Genomic DNA, 21,215 nt, shown 5'->3' with positions numbered 1-21,215 from the left:
GCCATCGCCACGGTACAGAGCGCCGACCCGCTCAAGGTGATCACCGTGCGCAGCACCGGCTTCGACGCCGTGGCTGAAGTTGAAACAGAGAGTGGCGGTAATGCCACCATCGAAGCGGTGGATTTCGTCGCCGAGAACGCCCAGTCCCGCTTCATCAAGCAGGAGCTGGCCGAGAGCGACCGCCCCGAGCTGGCTGCAGCCAAGGTGGTCATCTCCGGCGGCCGCGGCATGGGCAGCGGCGAGAACTTCAAGCTGCTCGACGGCATTGCCGACAAGCTGGGTGCCGCCATTGGTGCTTCCCGCGCCGCGGTGGACGCCGGCTTCGTGCCCAACGACATGCAGGTGGGCCAGACAGGCAAGATCGTCGCACCCGAGCTCTACATCGCCGTGGGTATCTCGGGGGCGATCCAGCACCTGGCCGGCATGAAGGACTCCAAGGTGATCGTCGCCATCAACAAGGACGAGGAGGCGCCGATCTTCCAGGTCGCCGATTATGGCCTCGTCGGCGACCTGTTCGGGGTGGTGCCGGAGCTGGAGAGGAGGCTGGATCAGTGACCCGCAGTGCCTGATGCTGCTTGGGTGCCTGCCAGCGTATAGCCATGCCGGGCCTGGAAGCGTTGCAGCTCGCGGACCTGTGGCGGCTGCCCGGTGAAGATCTCGACATAGGCGGGGATGCGCTGCATGCGCACCTCGAGCGCCTCCCGGGTCTTCATCGAGATATAGCCGATCTGGGTGAGGTAGATGGTGCGGCCGCGGACGTTGGCCGCCAGCGGCTCAAAGCCGTAGCGCTCGAACATCCGCGTCAGCGCGTCGATGCGTGTTTCATCCGCGGCATCGATCGCCCTCGCCACCTCGTCCGACTGCAGCGCCCAGCTGCGCATCGCGAACTCCAGCGGGGAGTCGAAGAGCGCGGGGTCCAGCCAGCAGTCGAAGACATTGAGGATCGCCTCGGTAATGCTCTCGGCGTAGGCTTCGGTCTGCCGCACCAAGCCGTGGGTATTCTTCTCCCGCCAGCGCTCGACCAGGGCGTCCAGCAGCGCCTCGCGATCCTTGAAGAACCAGTAGAAGCTGGTGCGCGAGACGTCGAGCCGTTTGGCCAGCGGCAGGATCCGCACGCTATCCACACCGGAGTCGAGCAGCAGCTCGAAGGCGGCGTCGAGCCAGGCTTCGCGGGAGCCTTTCCATTTGGTGTCGCTGTTACTACCTGTCGGCATCGAGAGGGTCTCGCTGTTTCGGGTGCTCGGCCACTATATATCCTTCACCAGCCGCAGGGCATCGTAGATGGCCGCATGGGTGTTTCGTGACTCGACGGCGTCGCCGATGCGGAACAGCTGGAAGCTGCCGTCCGGGTTACGGACAACCGCCTGGGGCTGGCCGGCGATCAAATCGTCGTAGTCCACCTCGCCGCCGTTGCTGGAATGCGGCTTGAGCTCGAAGTAGATGTCGGCCATCGGCGTGATGCCGTAGTTGACCACTACCTGGTCGATGCGCCGCTCCTGGTCCAGGTCCAACTGATCCTGAACGGCATAGTCGCTGGTGATACTGGCCAGCAGCCCGCCGCCTTCCCGCTGCACGGACTTCAGCCGGTAGGTGGGCGTGAAGGTGACGTTGGGGCGCTGCAGGGCGCGCATGTAGGGCACCAGGTTCATGGCCATGATTTCCGCCGAGAAGGTGCGGTCCGGCGTCATGATCTCGAGTTCGGCCCCGGTGGCGGCGATGATCTCCGCCGCCTGCATGGCGGCATGATCGCCTGCATCGTCGAACAGCAATACCCGGCTTCCCGGCGCCACGTGCCCGGAAAGGATATCCCAAGTGTTGACCACCAGTTCGCTGCCGGCTGCGGGCTGGTCATCCATGGGGTAGCCGCCGGTGGCCACGATCACCACATCCGGCTTTTCGGCGAGCACGTCCTCCACCTCGGCCCAGACGTTGTAGCGGATCTCGACGCCGAGCGCCTCGCAGCGCGCCAGGCGCCAGTCAATGATGCCCATCATCTCGCGGCGGCGCTCGCTCTGCGCGGTGAGGCGCACCTGCCCGCCGGCATCGCTGGCGGCTTCCAGCACCACCACTGAATGGCCCCGTTCGCCGGCGACCCGGGCGGCCTCCAGCCCCGCGGGGCCGGCGCCGACGATCACCACCCGGCGCTGCTGCGCGGCCTTGGGAATGGTGTGGGGCATGGTGGTTTCCCGCCCGGTGGCGGCGTTGTGAATGCAGTAGGCGGCGCCGCCCTGGTAGATGCGGTCGAGGCAGTAGTTGGCGCCGACGCAGGGGCGGATCTCTTCCTCGCGGCCTTCCATGATCTTGCGCACGATGTGCGGGTCGGCCATGTGGGCGCGGGTCATGCCGATCATGTCGACCTTGCCCGAGGCGATGGCATGGCGCGCGGTGGCGACGTCCTGGATCTTGGCGCCATGGAAGGTGGGGAAGTCCACTTGTCGACGGATCTCTCCGGCGAAGTCCAGGTGCGGGGCGCTGGGCATGCCCTGGATGGGAATCACATCGGTGAGCCCGGCGTCGGTGTCGATATGACCGCGCACCACGTTGAGGAAGTCGACCAGGCCGCTCTCCTTCAGGCGCCGCGAGATTTCCATCCCGTCGCTGGCGGTCAGCCCACCCGGCAGCATCTCGTCGCCGGTATAGCGCACCCCGACGATGAATGCCTCGCCGACCCGCTGGCGGATGGCGCGTAGCACGTCGAAGGTGAAACGCAGCCGGTTGTCGAGATCGCCCCCGTAGGGCGCTTCGAGGGTGTTGGTCAGCGGTGACCAGAACTGGTCCATCAGGTGGCCGTAGGCCTGCAGCTCGATGCCGTCGAGGCCGGCGGCGTGCATGCGTTCGGCGGCATCGGCGTAGTCACGGATCAGACGCTCGATGTCCCACTCCTCGACCTGCTTGGGAAAGGCGCGGTGAGACGCCTCGCGGCGATGAGAGGCCGATACCGCCGGCAGCCAGTCGCCCTTGTCCCAGCGGGTACGCCGCCCCAGATGCGTCAGCTGGATCATCACCGCGGTGCCGTGCTCATGGCAGGCGTCGGTGAGCTCACGCATCCAGGGCACCACCTCGTCCTTGTAGGCCAGGATGTTGTTGAACACCGGGGGGCTGTCCTTGGCTACCGCCGCTGATCCTGCAGTCATGGTCAGGCCGAGACCGGCCCGTGCCCGCTCGACGTGATACTCACGATAAAGCGCCTTGGGCATCCCCTCCTCGGGGTAGGCGGGCTCGTGGGACGTCATCATCAGCCGGTTCTTCAGCGTGAGATGCTTGAGCTGGAAGGGCTGCAGCAGCGGATCGTTGGCCATGGCCAGGCCTCCATCTTGTTGTGTGCTTGGCAAGTCAGTTGATAGTGTTCACTTGTGTTCCTTTAATGTACATCACTGTACATTTGTGGGGAAGCCCTGAATGACTGGCCATCGTGTAACGGGATGGACCCACATCGGCGAGAGTCGGCATAACTCTTTTCAACGTGCCAGTCGCGTTGCCAGCCAGGGCAGCAGGCTGGCGATGGCGATGAAGCGGAACAGGTGATGAAACACCACGAAGGCCGGGTCGACGTCCAGCGAGGCGGCGAGCAGCACCACCTCCGATAGCCCGCCCGGCACGAAGGCGAGAAACAGGGCGGCCGTGTCGTGGCGGGTGATCGCTGCCATCAGCAGAGTCATGGCCACGGCCAGCATCAGGGTGATCAGCATCGCCACCAGGCCATGCCCCAGCATGGCGCGAGTCTCACGTAGTGAGATGCCGACAAAGTAGGCGCCCAGTGCAGTGCCCAGGCAGAACTGGACGACCAGCAGCGAGCCTGGTGGCATATCCATGATCGGTAGCTGCAGCAGTTGGACCATTCCTACGCCGAAGATGGGGCCGACCAGGACCGGTAGCGGCAGGCGTAACCGGCGGGCCAGCCACCAGCCCGTGACGCCTGCCAGGAGGGTAATCGCCAGCGCCATCGGCTCCGGCAGTGCCACTGCTGGCCCCGGGTGCCCTGCGGCATCTGCGCCGTCAGGCTCGCGGGGAATGAACTGGATCAGCAGCAGCGGGACCAGATAGATGACGGCGACGATGCGGCTGATCTGGCCCAGCAATACTTGCCGCCGGTCGGCACCGTACTCGTCGCAGGTGAGGAGAACCACCGATTGCGCGCCGGGCACGGCGGCGAACATTGCCGTGCGTCGGTCGAGCCCGGCACGTCGCTGGAAATAGAGGGTATTGATGAAGGTGGTCACGGCCACCAGTAGCAGCATGCCCGCCAACGTCAGCGGCCAACGTCGCGCTTCTGCCAGCAGCTCGGCATCGATGGCCGTTCCTACATGCACTCCCAGCAGGGCCAGAGCCACTGGCTTGAGCCAGGCCGGTGGCATATGCGGCCAGCCCAACGCTGCGGCCAGCAGGACGGCTGTGAGACTGCCGAGTAGCCAGGGTAGCGGCACACCGAGAAGCATGAAGACCATCGCGCCTGTGGCAGCGAAAAGCAGCGTGATGGCGGTCATGCTCAACGGTGGGATTCGCTATTGGCCCCGCGAGACTCCTCTTCCTCCTCATGGGCCATGGCCTCCAGTCGCTCCGAGAAGCGCATGCGGTACGAGAGCACCAGCACCAGCACGGCGAGCCCCATCAGGATAAGGCTCAGCGGGCTGTTGAATAGCCCACCCAGCCAGTCGCCACCGCTGATCAGTACCGCGCGACGCATGCTCTCCTCGAGCATTGGGGCGATCAGGAAGGTGATGATCAGCGGCGCCTCGGGTATGCCGAAACGACGCATGAAGAAGCCGATGAAACCGAAGAACAGCATGACACCCACGTCATAGGGGTTGCCCTGGGTAGCAAAGCTGCCGATCACCGCCAGCACCATGATGGTCGGCACCAGCACCGGCTTGGGCAACCCCCCCAGCTTGGCATAGAAGAAGGCGAACCCTCGCCCGATCACCAGATTGAATAGATTGGCCAGGATCAGGATGGTGAACAGGGCATAGATGACATCGGCATGCAGCTCGAACATGCGCGGGCTGGGCGTGATGCCCTGCAGCATCAGGGCGCCGCCGATCAGTGCCGCCGTGGCGCTGCCGGGAATGCCGAAGGCAAGCAGCGGCACCAGGGTGGGGCCGGCTGTGGCATTGTTGCCGGATTCCGCAGCGGCGACGCCGCCCATCACACCGGTGCCGATCTTCTTGTGCGGAAGGACGCGCTTGGCGATGCCGTATGAGAGAAACGAGGCTACCGTTGCGCCCAGCCCCGGCAGCATGCCGACGAAGCTACCGACGCCGAGGCCAATCCCCATTTCACGCCAATTGCTCAGGTACTCGCGAAAGGTCAGGCCGTCCTCCTTGTTGCTGAACAGGTCGTTCATCCTGCGCTCCACCTTGTGGCCGAGGCGCGACTCGTGCAGCAATTCGACGGCCTGCTCCAGCATACGGCTCATGGCGAACAGACCGATGATCAGTGGCACCAGGCTGATACCGTCGCGTAGCCAGGCAAGACCGAAAGTATTGCGCGAAGCACCGCCCATGGGATCGGAGCCGATGGTGCCGATGTAGAGACCGATGGCGGCGGCGAACAGACCTTTTGCCACATGCTTGCCTGACAGGGCGCCCAGCAGGGCAATGGCAACCACCATCAGCCAGGTACGCTCGGCCGGGCCGAACTGCAGTGCGGCAAGAGCCATCATCGGCGCGATAAGAATCACCAGTACATCAGAGAGAGAATCGGCGGTCACCGAGGAGTAGAGCGAGGTGAGGAGCGCCTTGCGTCCCTGCCCCTTCTGGGTCATGCGGTAGCCGTCGAAGACCGTGGCGGCGGAATCCGGCGCCCCGGGAGTGGCAAAGCTGATCGCCGAGATCGAGCCACCGAACAGTGCCCCCTTGTAGAGGCCGATGACCAGGCCCAGCGCGCCGGTGATATCCAGGGTGAAGGTGAGTGGCAGCATTAGTGCCACCCCGGTGGATGTGGTCAGGCCTGGAATGGCGCCCAGGCCAACACCGACAAATACGCCAATGGTCAGCCACATCAGGGTGTTCCAGTTGAGCACTAGATAGAGCGCCTCGATGAAGGCATCGGGTTGAAACATGGTTCGGCTCCGTCAGGTCGCCATCCACATGATTGCCGGGGTCAGATCAGCAGCGGCAGGAAAGCGCCGGGCAGGCGGATACCCAGCAGCGCAAACACGGTCAGAATGATCAGCGAGATTGCCGGGGCCAGGGCCAGGGCGAGATACCAGGGGCGAAGCCCAAGCAACAGCATCATCAGCCCGAGAAAGGCGGCCATTGGCAACAACATGCCCAGCGGCTCCATCAGGCTATACATCGCGAGCGCAGCGGCACTGAGGGCGACAGACCAGAGCAGGTCGCGCCAGCCCAGGGATTGCATCTCCTCGACCGCGGTATGGCGCCATCTATCGACGGCGAGCGCCAGGGCGGTGATCAGCATCGCAGCGAGCCCCAGTCCGGGGAAGAAGCCCAGAATGAAGCCGTCACGTTGCTCGCGATGAAACCAGTCCTGTTGCCAGAGGTAGGCAAACAGCAGGATGACGCCAATAGCGATAAGGAGCCCAACGGCCTGGTTGGTGCGCCACCACCCGGCCGGGGCCCTGTGGCCTGGTTTGTGTTGCATGGCTGGCTCCCGAGGCAGGCGACCGAGGCGCTTCAGGCCTCGGCCGCTTGCCGTTGGTCACTCGAGCAGTTCGATGGCGTTACGCATGCGCTCGACGAGGCGAGCGTAGTCCTCGTTGGCCTCAGGGAAGCCCAGGAAGATCACCTCCTCGCCCATGCGGTCGAGCATGGCAGGCACGCTTTCATCCTCGGTCAGCAGGGTTTCAAGTCGGCGTGAGAACTCGGCTACGATCTCGTCGGGCGTATCGGGGTGGAAGCCGATCGGGCGCGGAAAGCGCATGCCGTCATAGCCGAAGTCGGCGGCGATGGGTACGTTGCCCCCAAGTTGTTCCTCGACGTCTTCGGGAAGCGCGATATCGCTGGTGTTCATCACCACGGTGCCATTTTCGGGAACGATGCCGAGCGCGGTGGAGGCGGTAGCTGCGAGCAGATCGACATGACCGCCGAGGAAATCGCTCACGGCCTCGCCGGTGGAACTGTAGGGAACGTAGACGGCATCCAGTCCGGCCTGATCGAAGATGTTGGCCACCCCCGCCAGCAGAGCGTTGGTGCCAGCAATGACCACCGGCCCATCCTCCGCTTCCGCCTTGAGTCCTTCCCAATCCGCCATGGGGCTGTCGGTACCCGCAACGATCAAGGAGCGAAATGCCGAAATGTAAGCAGCCGCCTTGAAGTCCAGGGGATCGACCAGCGGGTCGTCTTCCATCAGCGCCGTCATTACCGGGGTGGGGCTAGAAAGCATCACCGTATAGCCATCCGCCGGCTGATCCAGCAGATATTCCCAGGCCAGGGTGGCACCTGCACCCGGGCGGTTCTGAAGGTTCCAGCCAACGCCGAAATGCTCCTGTGCGCCGGTGGAAATGGTACGTGCCCAGGCGTCGCTGCCACCGCCAGCGCCGAAGGGAATGATGAAGTCGATGTCACGCTCGGGCCAGTCACCGTGACCATCGGCCTGAGCGATAGCGGGGAGCGCCAGGGCAAAGGCGGTCAGGGTCAGCAGAGTGGTGCGCAGCAGTGGCGTGAGAGAGTTGGAGATAGCAGACATATTCTTCTCCATTCTTGTAGTTGAGTCATATTCGATTTCCCCGCGCCGAAGCGAGGCAGCACGGTTGCCTGATTCAGGCTAGTCACCCTTGTGGCGGTTCGCCAACGGCAGCCTGCTCCCAGCTCACAGCTGTACCCCTCAGCGTCGCGGAATACCGATGCGCCGCCCGGCGGCCGCTGGCCAGGCGTCCGGCTCGGCCCGGGGCAGGGCGGCGATGGCATCGGCCACTGGTTCCGGAAACGCCGCCGAGCGGCCACCCTGCCGGTCGATGCCCATCAGCATCTGTTCGCTGGTGGCCAGCAGCTCGCCCTGGTCATCGCGCATCGAGAAGAACACATGCAGCCGCTTGGCGTCGCGGTCCAGCAGGGTGATGTCCACGGCCAGCAGCTGGCCCTCATGGGCTTCGCGTCGATAGCAGAGGTGGGTTTCCAGGGTATAGATCGTAAGTCCGTGTCGTATCCGACCTTTTTCATCGAGGCCGATACCGTCCATCAGCGCCTCCACCGCCAGGGAGAAGACCCTGGCGTATTCGGCGTCGTTCATATGGCCGTTATAGTCGACCCACTCGGGGGCGACTCCAGTTTCCAGTAGTACCATTCCATTTCCCCTCGGCCGGTGTCGTCGATGGCACGGCATTTTCTGTGCCGATCGAGGCGTTCCGACTACGTAAAGATCACTCTGTAAAAAATGCAACTATCGATAGTCAAAATAGCGCTGAAAGCCTCTCGCCGTGCGAGGCTGGCATTATTGACTAAGGTATGGGAGAACACTAACAGGGCTTTGGCCCAACAAACGCTCGATTGAGGAATAACAAGATGCTGCTCAAGAAGACCTTACTGGCTAGCGCCGTGATCGGTGCCATGCTGGCGACTGCCGCCAATGCAGAGACACTGCGCTGGACCCGCTCCGCGGACAGTCTGACCATGGATCCCCACTCCCAGAACGAGGGGCCGACCCACTCGGTCAATCACCAGATCTTCGATACCCTGCTCTATCAGGACATGGACGTGGAGTACCAGCCGGGTCTGGCAACCGAATGGCACGTCAAGGAGGACGAACCCACCGTCTGGGTGTTCAAGATCCGCGAAGGCGTGACCTTCCATGAAGGCCAGGCGCTGACCGCCGATGACGTGGTGTTCTCGCTCAACCGCGCCCGCCATGAGCATGCCGACATGCGTGGCCTGTTGACCTCCATTTCCGAGGTCCGTGCAACCGACGACTTTACCGTTGAGGTGGTGACCCACGAACCCAATCCTCTGCTGCCCAACAACCTCACCAACCTGTTCATCATGAGCCGTGAATGGGCCGAGGAGCACGGCGTCGAGGAGCCTCAGAACTATGCGGCGGGCGAAGAAACCCATGCCGTGCGTAACGCCAACGGTACCGGCCCCTTCCGTGTCGAGAGCCGCGAGCCCGACGTGCGCACCGTGTTCGTGCGCAATGATGAGTACTGGGGCATCGACCACTACCCGCTGGAAATTTCCCGCCTGGTATTCACGCCCATCGAGTCGGCCTCCACCCGTGTGGCGGCGCTGCTCTCCGGCGAGGTCGACTTCCTGCAGGAGACCCCGGTTCAGGACATCGAGCGCCTGGGCAGTGCCGATGGCCTTAAGAACGAGCAGGGCGCGGAAAACCGAACCATCTTCCTTGGCATGGACATGGGCTCGGCCGAGCTGCGTACCGCCGATACCGACGACAATCCCTTTGCCGACCGTCGTGTGCGCGAGGCCATCAACCTGGCGGTGGACGCCACCACCATCCAGACGGCGGTGATGCGCGGCAACTCCGAGCCCGCCGGCATGATCGCCCCGCCCTTCGTCAACGGTTACAGCGAAGAGATGGATGAGGTGCTGCCTGCCGACCTCGACCGCGCCCAGGAACTGATGGCAGAAGCCGGCTACGGCGACGGTTTCCGTGTCACCCTGCAGTGCCCCAACGACCGCTACGTCAACGACGAGCAGATCTGCCAGGCGGTGGTCAGCATGCTGGCGCGCATCGGTATCACCGTGGACCTGGCGGCCCAGACCCGTTCGCTGCACTTCGCCGAGCTGGCACGTGGCGAGTATGACTTCTACATGCTGGGCTGGGGCGTGCCCACCATGGACTCCGAGTACGTATTCAACTACCTCTACCACACCAAGCAGGACGACCTCGGCACCTGGAACTTCACCGGTTACTCCGATGAGCGTGTCGATGAGCTGACCGTGGCCATGGGCCAGGAGACCAACGAGGAAGCGCGCAACGAGATGATCGCGGAGGCATGGCAGATCGTGCATGACGAGATCGTCTACATCCCGCTCCACCACCAGATGCTGACCTGGTCGATGCGCGACGATATCGACTTCAAGGTGCAGAGTGAGAATACGCCGCACTTCAAGTATCTGAAATTTAATCAGTAAGTCTCTATAGACACGGCCCCCGGCAGCCACAAGCAGCCGGGGGCATCGTCGTATTTGGTGATCCCATGCTAGCGTTTCTGATCCAGCGCGTACTGCAGGCCATCTTCGTGATGTTCGTGGTCGCGCTCATCTCGTTCTCGCTGTTCCACTACGTCGGCGATCCGGTGCTCAACATGCTGGGCCAGGAGGCCACCGCGGCCGACCGTGCCGAGCTGCGGGGGCGCCTGGGCCTCGACCAGCCGGTGGTGGTGCAGTTCTATCGTTTCATCGTCAATGCCGCCCAGTTCGAATTCGGCATCTCCTATCGCTCGGCGCGGCCGGTGACCGATCTGATCCTGGAGCGTCTGCCGGCAACCCTGGAGCTGGCCACAATCTCGGCGATCTTCGCCGTGGTCATGGGTATCGGCCTGGGCATCTACACTGCCCTGCGCCGCCGTAGCTGGCTGTCGCGTTTCATCATGACCGCCTCGCTGATCGGCGTGTCGCTGCCGACCTTCCTGATCGGGGTACTGCTGATCTATCTGTTTGCCGTGGAGCTGGGCTGGCTGCCCGCCTTCGGCAGGGGGCAAACGGTGCGTATCGGCGACTGGTGGACCACCGGCCTGCTGACCACGAGCGGGCTGCGCTCGCTGATCCTGCCGGCGATCACCCTGGGGCTGTTCCAACTGACCCTGATCATGCGCCTGGTGCGCGCCGAAATGCTTGAGGTGCTCAGCACCGACTACATCAAGTTCGCCCGGGCTCGGGGGCTGTCGGATCGGGTGGTCAACCTGCGCCACGCGCTGAAGAACACGTTGATCCCGGTGATTACCATCATCGGCCTGCAGCTCGGCACCATCATCGCCTTCGCCATCATCACCGAGACGGTGTTCCAGTGGCCCGGTGTCGGTGCGCTGTTCATCACCGCCGTGCGCTTCGTCGACGTGCCGGTGATGGCCGCCTACCTGATGATGATCGCGCTGGTGTTCGTGATCATCAACCTGGTGGTGGACCTGCTCTACTACGCCGTCGACCCGCGCCTGCGCGCGCAGGGAGGTGGCAAATGAGCCAGGAACTCCAGCGCCCCGACCCGACCCCCGCCGTGCTCAAGCCGCCGAGCAAGCTGAGAACCTTCCTCGACAGCGATATCGTCCATTCCTGGAAGAACCAGCCGGTGGTCATCGTGGCCACCCTGGTGACGCTGATCATGTTCGCCGCGGCGCTGTTTGCGCCCTGGATCGCGCCGCAGAACCCCTTCGATCCGCGCCAGCTGGAGCTGATCGATGCCTTCACGCCGCCGCTGACGACGTCGGACTTCACCGGCAACTTCTACCTGCTGGGCAGCGACAGCCAGGGTCGGGACGTCTTCTCGGCGATTCTCTACGGCTCACGCATCTCATTGCTGGTGGGCTTTGCGGCGGTGATCTTCGCCCTGGCGCTGGGTACCGCCCTGGGGCTGATGGCGGGCTTTCGCGGCGGCTGGCGCGATGCCCTGATCATGCGCATCGCCGATGTGCAGCTGACTTTCCCTTCGATCCTCATGGCCCTGCTGATCTTCGGCGTGATCCGCGGCTTCCTGCCGCGATCGATGCACGCCGAGGTGGCGATCATCGTGCTGATCATCGCCATCGGGCTCTCCGACTGGGTGCAGTACGCCAGGGCGGTGCGCGGGGCGACCATGGTGGAGAAGAACAAGGAGTACGTGCAGGCGGCCCGGGTGATCGGCCTGCCGGCGCGCAAGCTGCTGTTCCAGCACATCCTGCCCAACGTGATGCGACCGGTGCTGGTCATCGGCACCATCGGCCTGGCGCTGGCGATCATCGCCGAGGCCACGCTGTCGTTCCTGGGGGTCGGCATGCCGGCCACCCAGCCGAGCCTGGGGACCCTGATCCGGGTCGGCCAGGATTACATGTTCTCGGGAGAGTGGTGGATCCTGCTCTTCCCCGGGGTGGCGCTGCTGATGCTGGCGCTCTCCGTCAACCTGCTGGGAGATTGGTTGCGTGACATCCTCAACCCCAAGCTCCGATAAGAAAGGTGCCGCTACCCATACCGGCCCAGGTGAACAGAGCGGCCAGTCGCCGAGCCACAAGCTCGACGAGGCGACGCTTCAGCAAGAACCGGTGCTCAGCGTGCGCCATATGCGGGTGGAGTTTCCCACCCGCCACGGCACCTTGGTGGCGCTGGACGACGTCTCCTTCGATATCGCCCCCGGCGAGGTGCTGGGCGTGGTGGGTGAATCCGGTGCCGGCAAGTCGATGACCGGCAATGCCGTGATTCAGCTGCTGGAACCGCCGGGCCGTATCGCCGAGGGCGAAGTCTATCTCTCCGGCAAGCGCATCGACGACCTGGCGGAGGAGGACTTCGTGCCGCTGCGCGGTCGCCATATCGGCATGATCTTCCAGGACCCGCTGACCAGCCTCAATCCGCTGTTCTCCATCGGCGACCAGCTGATCGAGACCATCCGCACGCACCTGCCGATGAACGAGAAGCAGGCCCGCGAGGAGGCGCTGAAGCTGCTGCGTGAGGTGGGCATCCCCGCGGCGGAAGAGCGGCTGAACAGCTATCCGCACCAGTTCTCCGGTGGCATGCGCCAGCGGGTAGTGATCGCCCTGGCGCTGGCGGCGCGGCCCGAGTTCATCATTGCCGACGAACCCACCACGGCGCTGGACGTCTCGGTGCAGGCGCAGATCCTGGCCCTGCTCAAGCGGCTCTGTGCCGACCACGGCACTGCGGTGATGCTGGTCACCCACGACATGGGGGTGATCGCCGAGACCGCCGATCGCGTGGCGGTGATGTACGCCGGCCGCCTGATCGAGATCGGCCCCGTGGAGGAGGTGATCCGCAGCCCCCAGCACCCCTATACCAAGGGCTTGATGGCCTCGATTCCGGGTATCGAGAAGACGCTCGAGCGGCTCTACCAGATCGAGGGCTCCATGCCGCGGCTGGCAGCCATCCCCCCGGGCTGCGCCTTCAATCCGCGCTGCCCCCACGCCCAGGATCGCTGCCGCAGCGAACGGCCCGACCTGATGCCGGCAGGGGCCGGGCGGGCCGCCTGCTGGCTGCACGACCCGGTCAATCCGCTTCCCAGGCTCGACGAGAACGATACACAGGAGCATGCCCATGTGCGCTGACACGGCCATCAAGCAGCAGCCGTCACCGGCGAGTGGCGACATCCTTCTGGAGGCGCGGGACCTGGCACGCCATTTCGACGTCTCCAAGCCCTGGCTCAACCGGGTGCTGGAGCGCAGCGAGAAGCTCTCCCTCAAGGCGGTGGACGGAGTGAGCTTCTCCATCCGCCGCGGCGAGACCGTGGCCCTGGTCGGCGAGTCCGGCTGCGGCAAGTCAACGGTGGCCCGGCTGGTGGTGGGGCTGTACGGCCTGACCCGGGGCAGTCTCGTCTTCGACGGCGAGGACATCAGCGATCTTGCCCAGCGTACCGGCCGCCAGGCGGCCAGCCTGCGCAAGCGCTTCCAGATGATCTTCCAGGACCCCTACGCCAGCCTCAATCCATTATGGCGGGTGGGCACTATCATCGGCGAACCGCTGCGCTTCTTTCGCCCCGAGATGAGCAGTGCCGACCGCCGCCGCCGCGTGGGCGAGCTGCTTGAACAGGTGGGCATGTCCCCCATGGATGCGCTGCGCTACCCCCACGAGTTCTCCGGTGGCCAGCGCCAGCGCATCTCCATCGCACGGGCGCTCTCCAACGAACCGGAGTTCATGATCTGCGATGAACCCACCTCGGCGCTGGATGTCTCGGTGCAGGCGCAGATCCTCAACCTGATGCGCGACCTGCAGGACGAGTACGGCCTGACCTACCTGTTCATCAGCCACGACATGGCGGTGGTCAAGCACATGTCAGACCGTATCGCGGTGATGTACCTGGGACGCATCGCCGAGATCGCTCCCTCCGACCAGCTCTTCGCCAACCCGCACCATCCCTACTCGAAGATGTTGCTGGCCGCGGTGCCGTCGCTGGAAGGGGGCGGCAAGGAGCGCACCACGATCCAGGGCGAGGTGCCCAACCCGGTGCATCCGCCCTCGGGCTGCGCCTTCCATCCGCGCTGCCCCCATGCCAACGCGCGCTGCAAGGCGGAGGTGCCGCTGCTGATCGCCCGCGACGACGGCAGCGAAGTGGCCTGCCACGGCGTCGAGGAGGGGCGTATCGAGTGAGACGCCGCGACTGATGCTGGAGCTGCTTTCGCCGCTGTCGGGCGGGCTCAACCTGGGGCTGGTGGCGTTGTCGGCACTGACCTCGGCGCTCTCCGCCGCGGCCGGCATCGGTGGCGGCACGCTGCTGATCATCGTCATGGCCCAGGTCATGCCGGCCACGGCGCTGATTCCGGTTCACGGCATGGTCCAGCTCGGCTCCAACGGTGGCAGGGCGGTGATGACCCGGCGTCATGTCCGGATGCCCGTGATCGCCGCCTTCCTGCCCGGCGTGGTCGTGGGCGCGCTGGTGGCGGCCTGGCTCCTGGTGCGCCTGCCGCCAGGCGTGCTGGAACTCTGCGTCGCCGCCTTCGTGCTCTACTCCTGCTGGGGGCCGGGCCTGCCCCAGCGGGCGGTGGGGTGCACGGGTACCATGGTCGCCGGTGCGGTGACGACGCTGCTCTCCAGCCTGGTGGGGGCCAGCGGTCCGCTGGTGGCCTCCTTCATCAAGCAGGGCATCGCCGAGCGGCTGCCGCGGGTGGCCACCTTCGCCACCTGCATGACGCTGCAGCACCTCACCAAGGCCTTCGTCTTCGGCTTCGCCGGCTTCGTCTTCCGCGACTGGCTCTGGCTCATCCTGGCCATGGTGGCGGCCGGCGTGGTGGGCACCTGGGCGGGGCTGCGGCTACTGCATCGGGTGACCGATCATCGCTTCGATGTCTTCTTCAAGTGGACCCTCACCCTGCTCGCCCTGCGGCTGATCTGGCTGGGCGGCAAGCGGCTGTTGGCGTTAGGCTGAAGACTAGGCTGATCCGGGAGCCTGAATACCGCGCTTGCGCCGATGGAAGAGCACAGCGCATCGTTCGTGCGGAGAAAGGAGTCTGTCATGACGCGCGTCACGGGTTTACTGCTATTGAGCTTGCTGCTGCTGACCGCCTGCGCCGGTACCAGCGACCCTCGCGATCTTGCCATCGAGCTGAGGCCCGATCGTCCCTTCGAGGTCATGACGCCAGGGCAGCGCTACTTCACCTTTACCTTGGAAGCCCCAGCTCGCGTAGTGCTGGAAAGCCAGACCTTTCCCGGGGAGACGGGGCTCGTGTCGCCTGCGGGTCAGTTGCTCGATGCCAACGGGGAGCTCGTGGAGCGTGACTGGACCAGTGGCACCGACAGCAACTTCAGGATCGAGCGTCGCCTGGAGGCAGGCACCTGGTATCTGAGGGTCACCAACCCACATGCAAGGCCCAGCGCCTTCGGCTTCATGGACCGCGACTACCGCTATTCGGTGCTGTTGAGGGTAGAGCGGGACTCTTGACAGTGGGACATCAGCTCCAAAGGGGGTGTGCTCAAAGGGGATATGTATCAAAAAAGCCCCGGGAGGCGCCGGCACGGCGCGGTTCATTGAACATGCGATAGATATCGAACATTGCCAGCATGGCATCGGGGTCGCCGGCTTCGGCCTGTGGCTGGGCCACGGCCAGGGCGGCATGGTGCCAGTCTTCATGCCCATCGGGGCAACGATCGCCGGCGGTGCAGGCACCACCCTGGAACAGGCGCAGCATGGCATAACCGTCATTATGGTCGGCGGCCTGTAAGTACCAGTCCATGGCCGCTTGGGATAGCCCACGATCCAACAGGCGGCTGGCTTCACCAAGGTAGTACATCGCCTCTACGTCACCGGCTTCAGCAGCCGGTTCCAGGTAGGGCTGCATCTCGATCCACTCGGAAATACCCCATAGTCGCATCCCCTCGTCCTTGGCGGCTTGTACCTCGGGTTCCAGTGCCCAACTGCTCGCTGATAACACCAAAAACGCGATTATCAGAAACGTTTTGATTAACATGCTGTTCGCCACTGAGTTAGAGCTCTTCATAACGGATTCGGGTGCCACGTCGTGTTGAAACGACTTGACGGTATTCATTAATGTCTGTTCCCAAACGTTGCGATGAATCTCTATAAAGCCTTTTGGCAAGCTGTGCGTCTCGGCTATTAGCGCCATCTCTTTGCATAAACTGATCCAGGCGCTCGCGGTTATGGCAATAGGCCTGTACCGTGGTGATGGTACTCCACGACCTGGCCAGCGCCTGCCGCTACGCCGACCACCTGCTGGCGCTGCACAACGGCCAACTGGTGGCCTCAGGTCCACCAAGCGAGGTCGTCACTACCGGCCTGGTACGCCGGCTCTACGATATCGACTGCACGTTGATTCCCGACCCCGCCACGGGCAGCCTGCTGCTGGCCAACGTGAGGCGGACGAGGCGGTTTGAAGAAGCCTGCTAGCGCGGGCCTGGGCCATTTACCGCATGGTCCAGGTGGGCATCTGCTCGCGGGGGTGTGGCTCCGTTACCTGAGTGATGGATTCTTCCCCCGGCCGGTCAATACCACGATACGTCATGAACCGATATCCACCACTAATCTGGCTGGGTTGACGATTACGGTAGTCCATTTCCTCTGGCTGCTTGTCGTGCAGTCCATACGCGAATAGCAACTCGATAGGCTCGGGAAGTGCGGGTGGGGATTCTTCTCGAGTCCATCGGTGCCAGTTTTCAGCCAGAATGAGATTTTCGCGCAGCACGGCTCGGGCATGACGCCGCGTGTCATTGTGAGACGACGTGAAGCGATTGCGTATGTGCTGGGCTTCGCTATCTACCTGCTCGAGCCATCCCCATGCCGCATTCAAATCGGCGAGCCCAGCCTTGATCTCGTCACGCTCCGATTCTTCCAGCTCCCATTGCTCGCGACTCTCGGTGAGAGAGGCCGTTACTGTCCCCAAAGTGCGATTGTAGTAACGGTTGGGCAGCGCATCCTCCCGATTTTCTAGTATTGCCAACGCCTCTCGGTAATCACGATATCGCTGAGCCAACCAGGCCAGGTAGATCAGCGTATGGAAGCGAAAACTCTCCGCTGTCGGGTTTCGGTGGCTCGAAGTCTGCCGTTGGTAATGTCTGGCCATTGTAATTAGCGAGTAGCCTTCGATCTGATCATTCAGCTCAAAAAGCTGCGCGGTAATGACATCTCTTTCGCGCAGGCTCTCTAACGAGGGAAATGGAACGCCCGCAGTCGTTGCTCGACGATACATACGGTGCAGTGCAGCGCGCGATAGCTCGGCGCTGGCTTTCTGCTCATCGGATACCAGGCCGCCGCCGATGTCTTCACTGATGCCAGGGCAAAGCTCCTCTCTCCATTGAGAGTTCTGTCCACCCAAGGGACGGCAGCGGCGATAGTAGCGACGTTCATGGGCAGCGATTAGATGCAGAGCACGCTGACACCCTGAATGCAGAGGGCCGCCATCGTCGAGTACCGGCGTGAGCGGATGGAACCAGTCGAGTGGACCCATATCGGGGTGACTACGATCCACACAGTCGAACAAGCCGGCGAACACTACCTTGACCTCGGCGCCCTCATAGCGATGGCTGCTTCCTTCTTTCTCGCATATCTCGTCCAGCAGTTCGCGTACGAAGGCTTTGGCCATGGCTGCGCCGAAATCGAAGCCAAAGACGGAAACGCGGATTTGAGTCAGGGGCAATTGGCTTCCCTGCTTCACGTCGTTCACACTTTGTTGAAAGTCCCGAATGGCGGTCGACTGGCGTGTATGGGAGCCGCTCATCAGCACGCTAGCCATGAGTGAGTTATCCCGGATGGGTGCGAAGGCCTCAGCCCCCGTGCGTATTGCAGAGTCTCGTGCCTGCTTGAACCAGTTCCAAGGGCGAGTGATTGAGCCCTTAAACGAGCGGCCGAATACTTCCCACCAGCGGCCTCTTTGGTTGCCGGATGCCACGTCTTGTGCAGCATCAATAGCACTGTCCCTCAACTGACCATTACGGGTAGTTTCAGCTTCGCTTGGCGCACGGTGGGCGGCGCCCATCAGGTTTTCGGAAAGGCTCGATTCGAAGGGGGTTCCCAAACCAGAGTAATAGTATCTATCGAAACTTCTCGAAAGGGTGCTTTCCTCTTGTACAGGGTATGCAGAAAATAGGCGGCTAATATTACTCACGCGACCAGCTCGCAGATCGCTTTCCAAGTTCCTTCCCATGCCATCAAAGAAAAAGCCAACTTCCAGCATCCGTGTGCAGTTGGCTCCCAACCTAGTGGACGCTTCGTTATCTGTTCGTGCATTCAATGCCTTTAGGCACTCTAGCGTCTGCTGGTCAGTCATGAGTATGCTCCTCACGAAGTCGCTGCGAGAGCGGCGACTGCAGGTCAGGGCTCCAGGCCATTTCCACACGGTTGCCAGGCAAAAAATGTACATGAAGATACTGATCTTCGCGGGTGCGCTCCGGCATGGGCAAGGTGACGCTATGGCGTTCAGACTCCACGCCTGCTCGCTCTTGCTCCCCGGTCATGCTAAGTATCCAAACCACTTCTGCAGTATTGCCTTTAAATACCCAGCAGCAGGTTACCCCTCCTCTTGTATATGGTCCGCCAGAATAGAAGGGTAAATTCCCTCCCCAGTTGTCATTGACCCAAAAACTGTATATGGGGCGGTCAATATGGGTATGCCCGGTTAAGGAGCCACCAGTGGGTTCACGTAAAAAAAAATGCCAGACTACTGCAGTCACTATTGCCCCAACCAAAATGACCTGCAGCCAAGTCGGGATCAGGCGAAAGAAGCGTCTTATAGCCCAATTAGCGAGCATCAGGTTGGCTCCCCATACGTTTTTTCAAGCAGTTCGAGCAATGAAGTTTCGCCTCTAGCGGCTTGTGCCAGTAGGGGGCGAATCTCCTCCGATTCCCAAAAGATGTCCCCTTGGCTGAGCTGTAAGTATGCAAAGGTTCGGCGATCCGATGTGCGTGTCAAACCGTACGAGTCGGCTTTTTCCAGCACCTGTCCAATCAGGCGAGGGCGCTCGCAAGGGCAAATGTTGTTGAACAAGTCTGGCGTATTTTCAATTAGCTCGGCTGTTAGTCCCATGACTTCTGCATCGCCGTGCAGTGTCACCCACAGCTCGTCGCTTACCTTCAGCTCCCATGGGCCAGGCGAGTCTTGAATTGTCACACCTTTCAGTGCTGTCCATTCCTTATCGCCTGCTCGATACCACCAGCGATTAATGCCGCCGAACAGGCCAGATCGACACTCGTCTGAAGCTTCGGCGTGAAGCTGTTCGATGATCTCAGGCAAGTAGAAGCGTAACAGAGAGCGTTTACCTGCGGCATTTTCGACGACCATTGCCGGTGCAAACTGGGCGGCCAACTGCTCCCCCACTAATTCACTCTCGATCCACGCGTGAAGCGCGCAATGAATGGATTCGAGATTGCGCCAAGCGCTGAGACGGACGTCGCTGACTGCCAGCAACCACGGACCTTCACGTTGCAAGTGTGGTTGGGTGTTGTCATCGATCAAGGGCCAGAAGTGGCTATCCGCTCTGAAAGTGTCGAAGAGGTCTGTGCGGGCCTGCGGTGGAAGTGAAGCCAGCTCGATCAAGGCATAACGTTTCACGTCACTGGGCTGGGTAGCTTCCTGCCACGAATCGGGAATCCATTTGCTGGTCATGTATTACCCTCCGGAATGGCATATTGCCCCTCAGCAACGGCTTTTTTCCAGCATTCCTCGCAGATCTCCGGAAACTTGAGGCGAGTCGTCAGCAATGCATCGTGCGCGACGCCTTCAATCCGCTCATGCACCTCCGGCACTGCCCGCCCCGGCAGCAGCGGCGTCTCGGCGGCCTGGCCGCTGCCCGAGCCGGGGCTGCCACCGGCGTTGATCTTGACGTTGGGGCCGGCCAGGGTCACGCCGCCGCCGTCGAGCTTGAGGAAGCTACCGCCGGCGTTGAGCGTCAGTTCGCTGCCGGCTTCCAGCACCACCTTGTGGCCGGCCTTGATGTGCAGCTCGCGGCCGCATTCGCTGAGCCAGGCCTGGCCGGTCTTCACGTGCAGGCTGCCCTGCACGATCAGGTGCTGGTTGGCGTCGGTCTGCTCATGGTGGTTGCCGTGCACGGTATGGTGCTCGTCGGCGTGGACTTCGCCAATGCGGTCGTTGTGCACGGTGAGGAAGCTGTCGTTGCCGATCTCCTCGGTGCGGTCGTTGTTGGTCAGCAGCTCCAGGTCCTTCTGGGCGTGCAGCCAGATCTGCTCCCGCTCGGCTTCGTCCTCGAAGCGCAGTTCGTTGAAGCCGTCGCCCTTGTGGCTCTGGGTGCGCAGCACCGTGCGGGTCTTGTGCTCGGGCAGGGCGTAGGGCGGGGTGTTCACCGCGTGGTAGGTGCGCCCGGTGATCAGCGGCTGATCCGGATCGCCTTCGAGGAAGGACACGATCACCTCGTGCCCGATCCGCGGGATGGCGATGCTGCCGTAGCCGCCACCGGCCCAGCCCTGGCTCACTCTCAGCCAGGCGCTGGCTGTTTCATCAGGGGCCGCATAGCGGTCCCAGGGGAACTGCACCTTGACCCGGCCGTGCTCGTCGCAGTGGATCTCCTCACCCTCGGGACCGACCACGAAGGCGACCTGGGGGCCGTCGACCCGCGGCTTGGGGTCGGGCTCCGGGCGCCAGGCGGTGTCGGCGGGGGTCAGCAGCAGCTCGTTGTGGTAGCGGGTGCTGTCGTTGCCGCCGATGCCCTGGCGGTCGCTGGCGGTGACGCCCACGGCGTCCTCTTGCAGCGCCTGGGGCTGCCTGCCGTGATGCACCACCGAGACCACCTGCCAGTCGCGGTTGAGGCGCTCGGCATCGTGGTCGGTGAGTACAAAGCGGTGGCCGGGGGCGAGCTCGGGCAGGTCGCTCTCGGCCTCGGCGGTCAGCGCATCGTGGCGCAGGTGTTCCAGGCGGATGCGGGTGAAGGCTTCGCCGGAGGCGTCGGCCTTGTAGCGGCCGGGGTAGTCGTAATGCTCATAGTCGTCCCGTTGGCTATGCGTCTCGAGATCACGCCCCATTTCCTCATGCAGCTGGGCGTAGGCCGGCTGCTTGAAGGAGTAGTCCTTGAGCATGGCCGAGGCGGGGCGGACCCGGGAGACCTGCTTGAGCTTGCACAGGTGGCGCAGCGGCGGCGTGCCGCCGGCGCGGCCGTGATAGGTGCGCTCGCCCAGGCTGGCCAGCACCTGGGGGTCGTCGGCGAAGACCAGGC

Annotated in this window: 20 protein-coding genes and 1 pseudogene; 9 read left to right on the top strand and 12 right to left on the bottom strand. The window is 63.2% G+C overall.

All coding sequences use genetic code 11. From position 1 onward, the window contains the following. Positions 1–555: electron transfer flavoprotein subunit alpha/FixB family protein (locus tag LY622_RS00390; protein ID WP_234289072.1), on the top strand; the 555-nt coding region annotated here is incomplete at its 5' end. Here the strand turns inward: LY622_RS00390 and LY622_RS00385 are convergent. From LY622_RS00385 to LY622_RS00355, 7 genes are all read right to left on the bottom strand, one after another. Beyond that, positions 549–1,214 (bottom strand): TetR/AcrR family transcriptional regulator, encoded by a 666-nt coding sequence (locus LY622_RS00385; RefSeq protein WP_234289071.1) that lies wholly within the window; start codon positions 1,212–1,214, stop codon positions 549–551. The two genes, LY622_RS00390 and LY622_RS00385, sit on opposite strands and share 7 nt — an antisense overlap. Before the next feature lie 33 nt (positions 1,215–1,247). Continuing rightward, positions 1,248–3,299, bottom strand: a complete 2,052-nt coding sequence (locus tag LY622_RS00380; RefSeq protein ID WP_234289070.1) for an NADH:flavin oxidoreductase — start codon at positions 3,297–3,299, stop codon at positions 1,248–1,250. 159 nt (positions 3,300–3,458) lie between these two features. Then, the gene (locus LY622_RS00375) at positions 3,459–4,484 is read right to left on the bottom strand and encodes an AbrB family transcriptional regulator (protein ID WP_234289073.1); all 1,026 of its coding nucleotides are present in this window, start codon (positions 4,482–4,484) and stop codon (positions 3,459–3,461) included. A 2-nt stretch (positions 4,485–4,486) separates the two neighbouring features. Further along, on the bottom strand, positions 4,487–6,058 hold the full coding sequence (locus LY622_RS00370) for a tripartite tricarboxylate transporter permease (protein ID WP_234289069.1): 1,572 nt from the start codon (positions 6,056–6,058) through the stop codon (positions 4,487–4,489). Positions 6,059–6,099: 41 nt separating this feature from the next. Continuing rightward, positions 6,100–6,600, bottom strand: coding sequence for a tripartite tricarboxylate transporter TctB family protein (locus LY622_RS00365; protein WP_234289068.1), 501 nt, complete (start codon positions 6,598–6,600; stop codon positions 6,100–6,102). A 57-nt stretch (positions 6,601–6,657) separates the two neighbouring features. Then, positions 6,658–7,644: a tripartite tricarboxylate transporter substrate binding protein gene (locus tag LY622_RS00360; protein ID WP_234289067.1), complete on the bottom strand. Its 987-nt coding sequence runs from the start codon at positions 7,642–7,644 to the stop codon at positions 6,658–6,660. Positions 7,645–7,782: 138 nt separating this feature from the next. Then, positions 7,783–8,241, bottom strand: a complete 459-nt coding sequence (locus tag LY622_RS00355; RefSeq protein ID WP_234289066.1) for a thioesterase family protein — start codon at positions 8,239–8,241, stop codon at positions 7,783–7,785. Positions 8,242–8,459: 218 nt separating this feature from the next. On the opposite strand from LY622_RS00355, the gene LY622_RS00350 reads away from it, so the two are divergent. The 7 genes from LY622_RS00350 to LY622_RS00320 all read left to right on the top strand — a co-directional run bounded on the left by LY622_RS00350 (position 8,460) and on the right by LY622_RS00320 (position 15,480). Then, positions 8,460–10,043 (top strand): ABC transporter substrate-binding protein, encoded by a 1,584-nt coding sequence (locus LY622_RS00350; RefSeq protein WP_234289065.1) that lies wholly within the window; start codon positions 8,460–8,462, stop codon positions 10,041–10,043. 65 nt (positions 10,044–10,108) lie between these two features. Next, positions 10,109–11,089: an ABC transporter permease gene (locus LY622_RS00345; protein ID WP_114479414.1), complete on the top strand. Its 981-nt coding sequence runs from the start codon at positions 10,109–10,111 to the stop codon at positions 11,087–11,089. After that, positions 11,086–12,051 (top strand): ABC transporter permease, encoded by a 966-nt coding sequence (locus tag LY622_RS00340; RefSeq protein WP_234289064.1) that lies wholly within the window; start codon positions 11,086–11,088, stop codon positions 12,049–12,051. The genes LY622_RS00345 and LY622_RS00340 overlap by 4 nt, the downstream gene beginning before the upstream one ends. Beyond that, positions 12,023–13,153, top strand: coding sequence for an ABC transporter ATP-binding protein (locus tag LY622_RS00335; protein ID WP_234289063.1), 1,131 nt, complete (start codon positions 12,023–12,025; stop codon positions 13,151–13,153). Before LY622_RS00340 ends, LY622_RS00335 begins: the two co-directional genes overlap by 29 nt. After that, positions 13,143–14,192 (top strand): ABC transporter ATP-binding protein, encoded by a 1,050-nt coding sequence (locus LY622_RS00330; protein ID WP_234289062.1) that lies wholly within the window; start codon positions 13,143–13,145, stop codon positions 14,190–14,192. The genes LY622_RS00335 and LY622_RS00330 overlap by 11 nt, the downstream gene beginning before the upstream one ends. Before the next feature lie 13 nt (positions 14,193–14,205). Then, positions 14,206–14,967, top strand: coding sequence for a sulfite exporter TauE/SafE family protein (locus LY622_RS00325; RefSeq protein WP_234289061.1), 762 nt, complete (start codon positions 14,206–14,208; stop codon positions 14,965–14,967). An 87-nt stretch (positions 14,968–15,054) separates the two neighbouring features. Next, a complete protein-coding gene (locus LY622_RS00320) occupies positions 15,055–15,480 on the top strand; it encodes a hypothetical protein (protein WP_234289060.1) in 426 nt (141 codons plus the stop codon). A 31-nt stretch (positions 15,481–15,511) separates the two neighbouring features. Here the strand turns inward: LY622_RS00320 and LY622_RS00315 are convergent, their stop codons facing one another. Next, the gene (locus tag LY622_RS00315; protein WP_234289059.1) at positions 15,512–16,084 is read right to left on the bottom strand and encodes an SEL1-like repeat protein; all 573 of its coding nucleotides are present in this window, start codon (positions 16,082–16,084) and stop codon (positions 15,512–15,514) included. Positions 16,085–16,212: 128 nt separating this feature from the next. On the opposite strand from LY622_RS00315, the pseudogene LY622_RS00310 reads away from it, so the two are divergent. Then, positions 16,213–16,443: pseudogene (locus LY622_RS00310) on the top strand (cobalamin/Fe(3+)-siderophore ABC transporter ATP-binding protein); the annotation flags it as partial. Positions 16,444–16,459: 16 nt separating this feature from the next. Here the strand turns inward: LY622_RS00310 and LY622_RS00305 are convergent. The 4 genes from LY622_RS00305 to LY622_RS00290 form a co-directional block, all read right to left on the bottom strand. Then, positions 16,460–18,319: a T6SS phospholipase effector Tle1-like catalytic domain-containing protein gene (locus LY622_RS00305; protein ID WP_234289058.1), complete on the bottom strand. Its 1,860-nt coding sequence runs from the start codon at positions 18,317–18,319 to the stop codon at positions 16,460–16,462. Next, entirely contained in the window at positions 18,312–18,800 is a 489-nt protein-coding gene (locus LY622_RS00300; RefSeq protein ID WP_234289057.1) for a DUF3304 domain-containing protein, read from the bottom strand. The genes LY622_RS00305 and LY622_RS00300 overlap by 8 nt, the downstream gene beginning before the upstream one ends. Then, positions 18,800–19,654 (bottom strand): DUF4123 domain-containing protein, encoded by an 855-nt coding sequence (locus LY622_RS00295; RefSeq protein ID WP_234289056.1) that lies wholly within the window; start codon positions 19,652–19,654, stop codon positions 18,800–18,802. The genes LY622_RS00300 and LY622_RS00295 overlap by 1 nt, the downstream gene beginning before the upstream one ends. Continuing rightward, on the bottom strand, positions 19,651–21,215 hold a 1,565-nt coding region (locus tag LY622_RS00290; RefSeq protein ID WP_234289055.1), incomplete at its 5' end, for a type VI secretion system Vgr family protein. The genes LY622_RS00290 and LY622_RS00295, both read right to left, overlap by 4 nt.

Origin of the sequence: Halomonas alkalisoli (genome assembly GCF_021412585.1) — a bacterium.
In the GTDB taxonomy this organism is placed as follows: domain Bacteria; phylum Pseudomonadota; class Gammaproteobacteria; order Pseudomonadales; family Halomonadaceae; genus Halomonas; species Halomonas alkalisoli.
This window is presented reverse-complemented; position numbering and strand designations above follow the sequence as displayed.

What these genes read in the sequence shown, in the direction of transcription:
- LY622_RS00385 (WP_234289071.1), bottom strand. Translation starts at nt 1,214, where the DNA reads ATGCCGACAGGTAGTAACAGCGACACCAAATGGAAAGGCTCCCGCGAA.
- LY622_RS00380 (WP_234289070.1), bottom strand. Translation starts at nt 3,299, where the DNA reads ATGGCCAACGATCCGCTGCTGCAGCCCTTCCAGCTCAAGCATCTCACG.
- LY622_RS00375 (WP_234289073.1), bottom strand. Translation starts at nt 4,484, where the DNA reads ATGACCGCCATCACGCTGCTTTTCGCTGCCACAGGCGCGATGGTCTTC.
- LY622_RS00370 (WP_234289069.1), bottom strand. Translation starts at nt 6,058, where the DNA reads ATGTTTCAACCCGATGCCTTCATCGAGGCGCTCTATCTAGTGCTCAAC.
- LY622_RS00365 (WP_234289068.1), bottom strand. Translation starts at nt 6,600, where the DNA reads ATGCAACACAAACCAGGCCACAGGGCCCCGGCCGGGTGGTGGCGCACC.
- LY622_RS00360 (WP_234289067.1), bottom strand. Translation starts at nt 7,644, where the DNA reads ATGTCTGCTATCTCCAACTCTCTCACGCCACTGCTGCGCACCACTCTG.
- LY622_RS00355 (WP_234289066.1), bottom strand. Translation starts at nt 8,241, where the DNA reads ATGGTACTACTGGAAACTGGAGTCGCCCCCGAGTGGGTCGACTATAAC.
- LY622_RS00350 (WP_234289065.1), top strand. Translation starts at nt 8,460, where the DNA reads ATGCTGCTCAAGAAGACCTTACTGGCTAGCGCCGTGATCGGTGCCATG.
- LY622_RS00345 (WP_114479414.1), top strand. Translation starts at nt 10,109, where the DNA reads ATGCTAGCGTTTCTGATCCAGCGCGTACTGCAGGCCATCTTCGTGATG.
- LY622_RS00340 (WP_234289064.1), top strand. Translation starts at nt 11,086, where the DNA reads ATGAGCCAGGAACTCCAGCGCCCCGACCCGACCCCCGCCGTGCTCAAG.
- LY622_RS00330 (WP_234289062.1), top strand. Translation starts at nt 13,143, where the DNA reads ATGTGCGCTGACACGGCCATCAAGCAGCAGCCGTCACCGGCGAGTGGC.
- LY622_RS00325 (WP_234289061.1), top strand. Translation starts at nt 14,206, where the DNA reads ATGCTGGAGCTGCTTTCGCCGCTGTCGGGCGGGCTCAACCTGGGGCTG.
- LY622_RS00320 (WP_234289060.1), top strand. Translation starts at nt 15,055, where the DNA reads ATGACGCGCGTCACGGGTTTACTGCTATTGAGCTTGCTGCTGCTGACC.
- LY622_RS00315 (WP_234289059.1), bottom strand. Translation starts at nt 16,084, where the DNA reads ATGAATACCGTCAAGTCGTTTCAACACGACGTGGCACCCGAATCCGTT.
- LY622_RS00305 (WP_234289058.1), bottom strand. Translation starts at nt 18,319, where the DNA reads ATGACTGACCAGCAGACGCTAGAGTGCCTAAAGGCATTGAATGCACGA.
- LY622_RS00300 (WP_234289057.1), bottom strand. Translation starts at nt 18,800, where the DNA reads ATGCTCGCTAATTGGGCTATAAGACGCTTCTTTCGCCTGATCCCGACT.
- LY622_RS00295 (WP_234289056.1), bottom strand. Translation starts at nt 19,654, where the DNA reads ATGACCAGCAAATGGATTCCCGATTCGTGGCAGGAAGCTACCCAGCCC.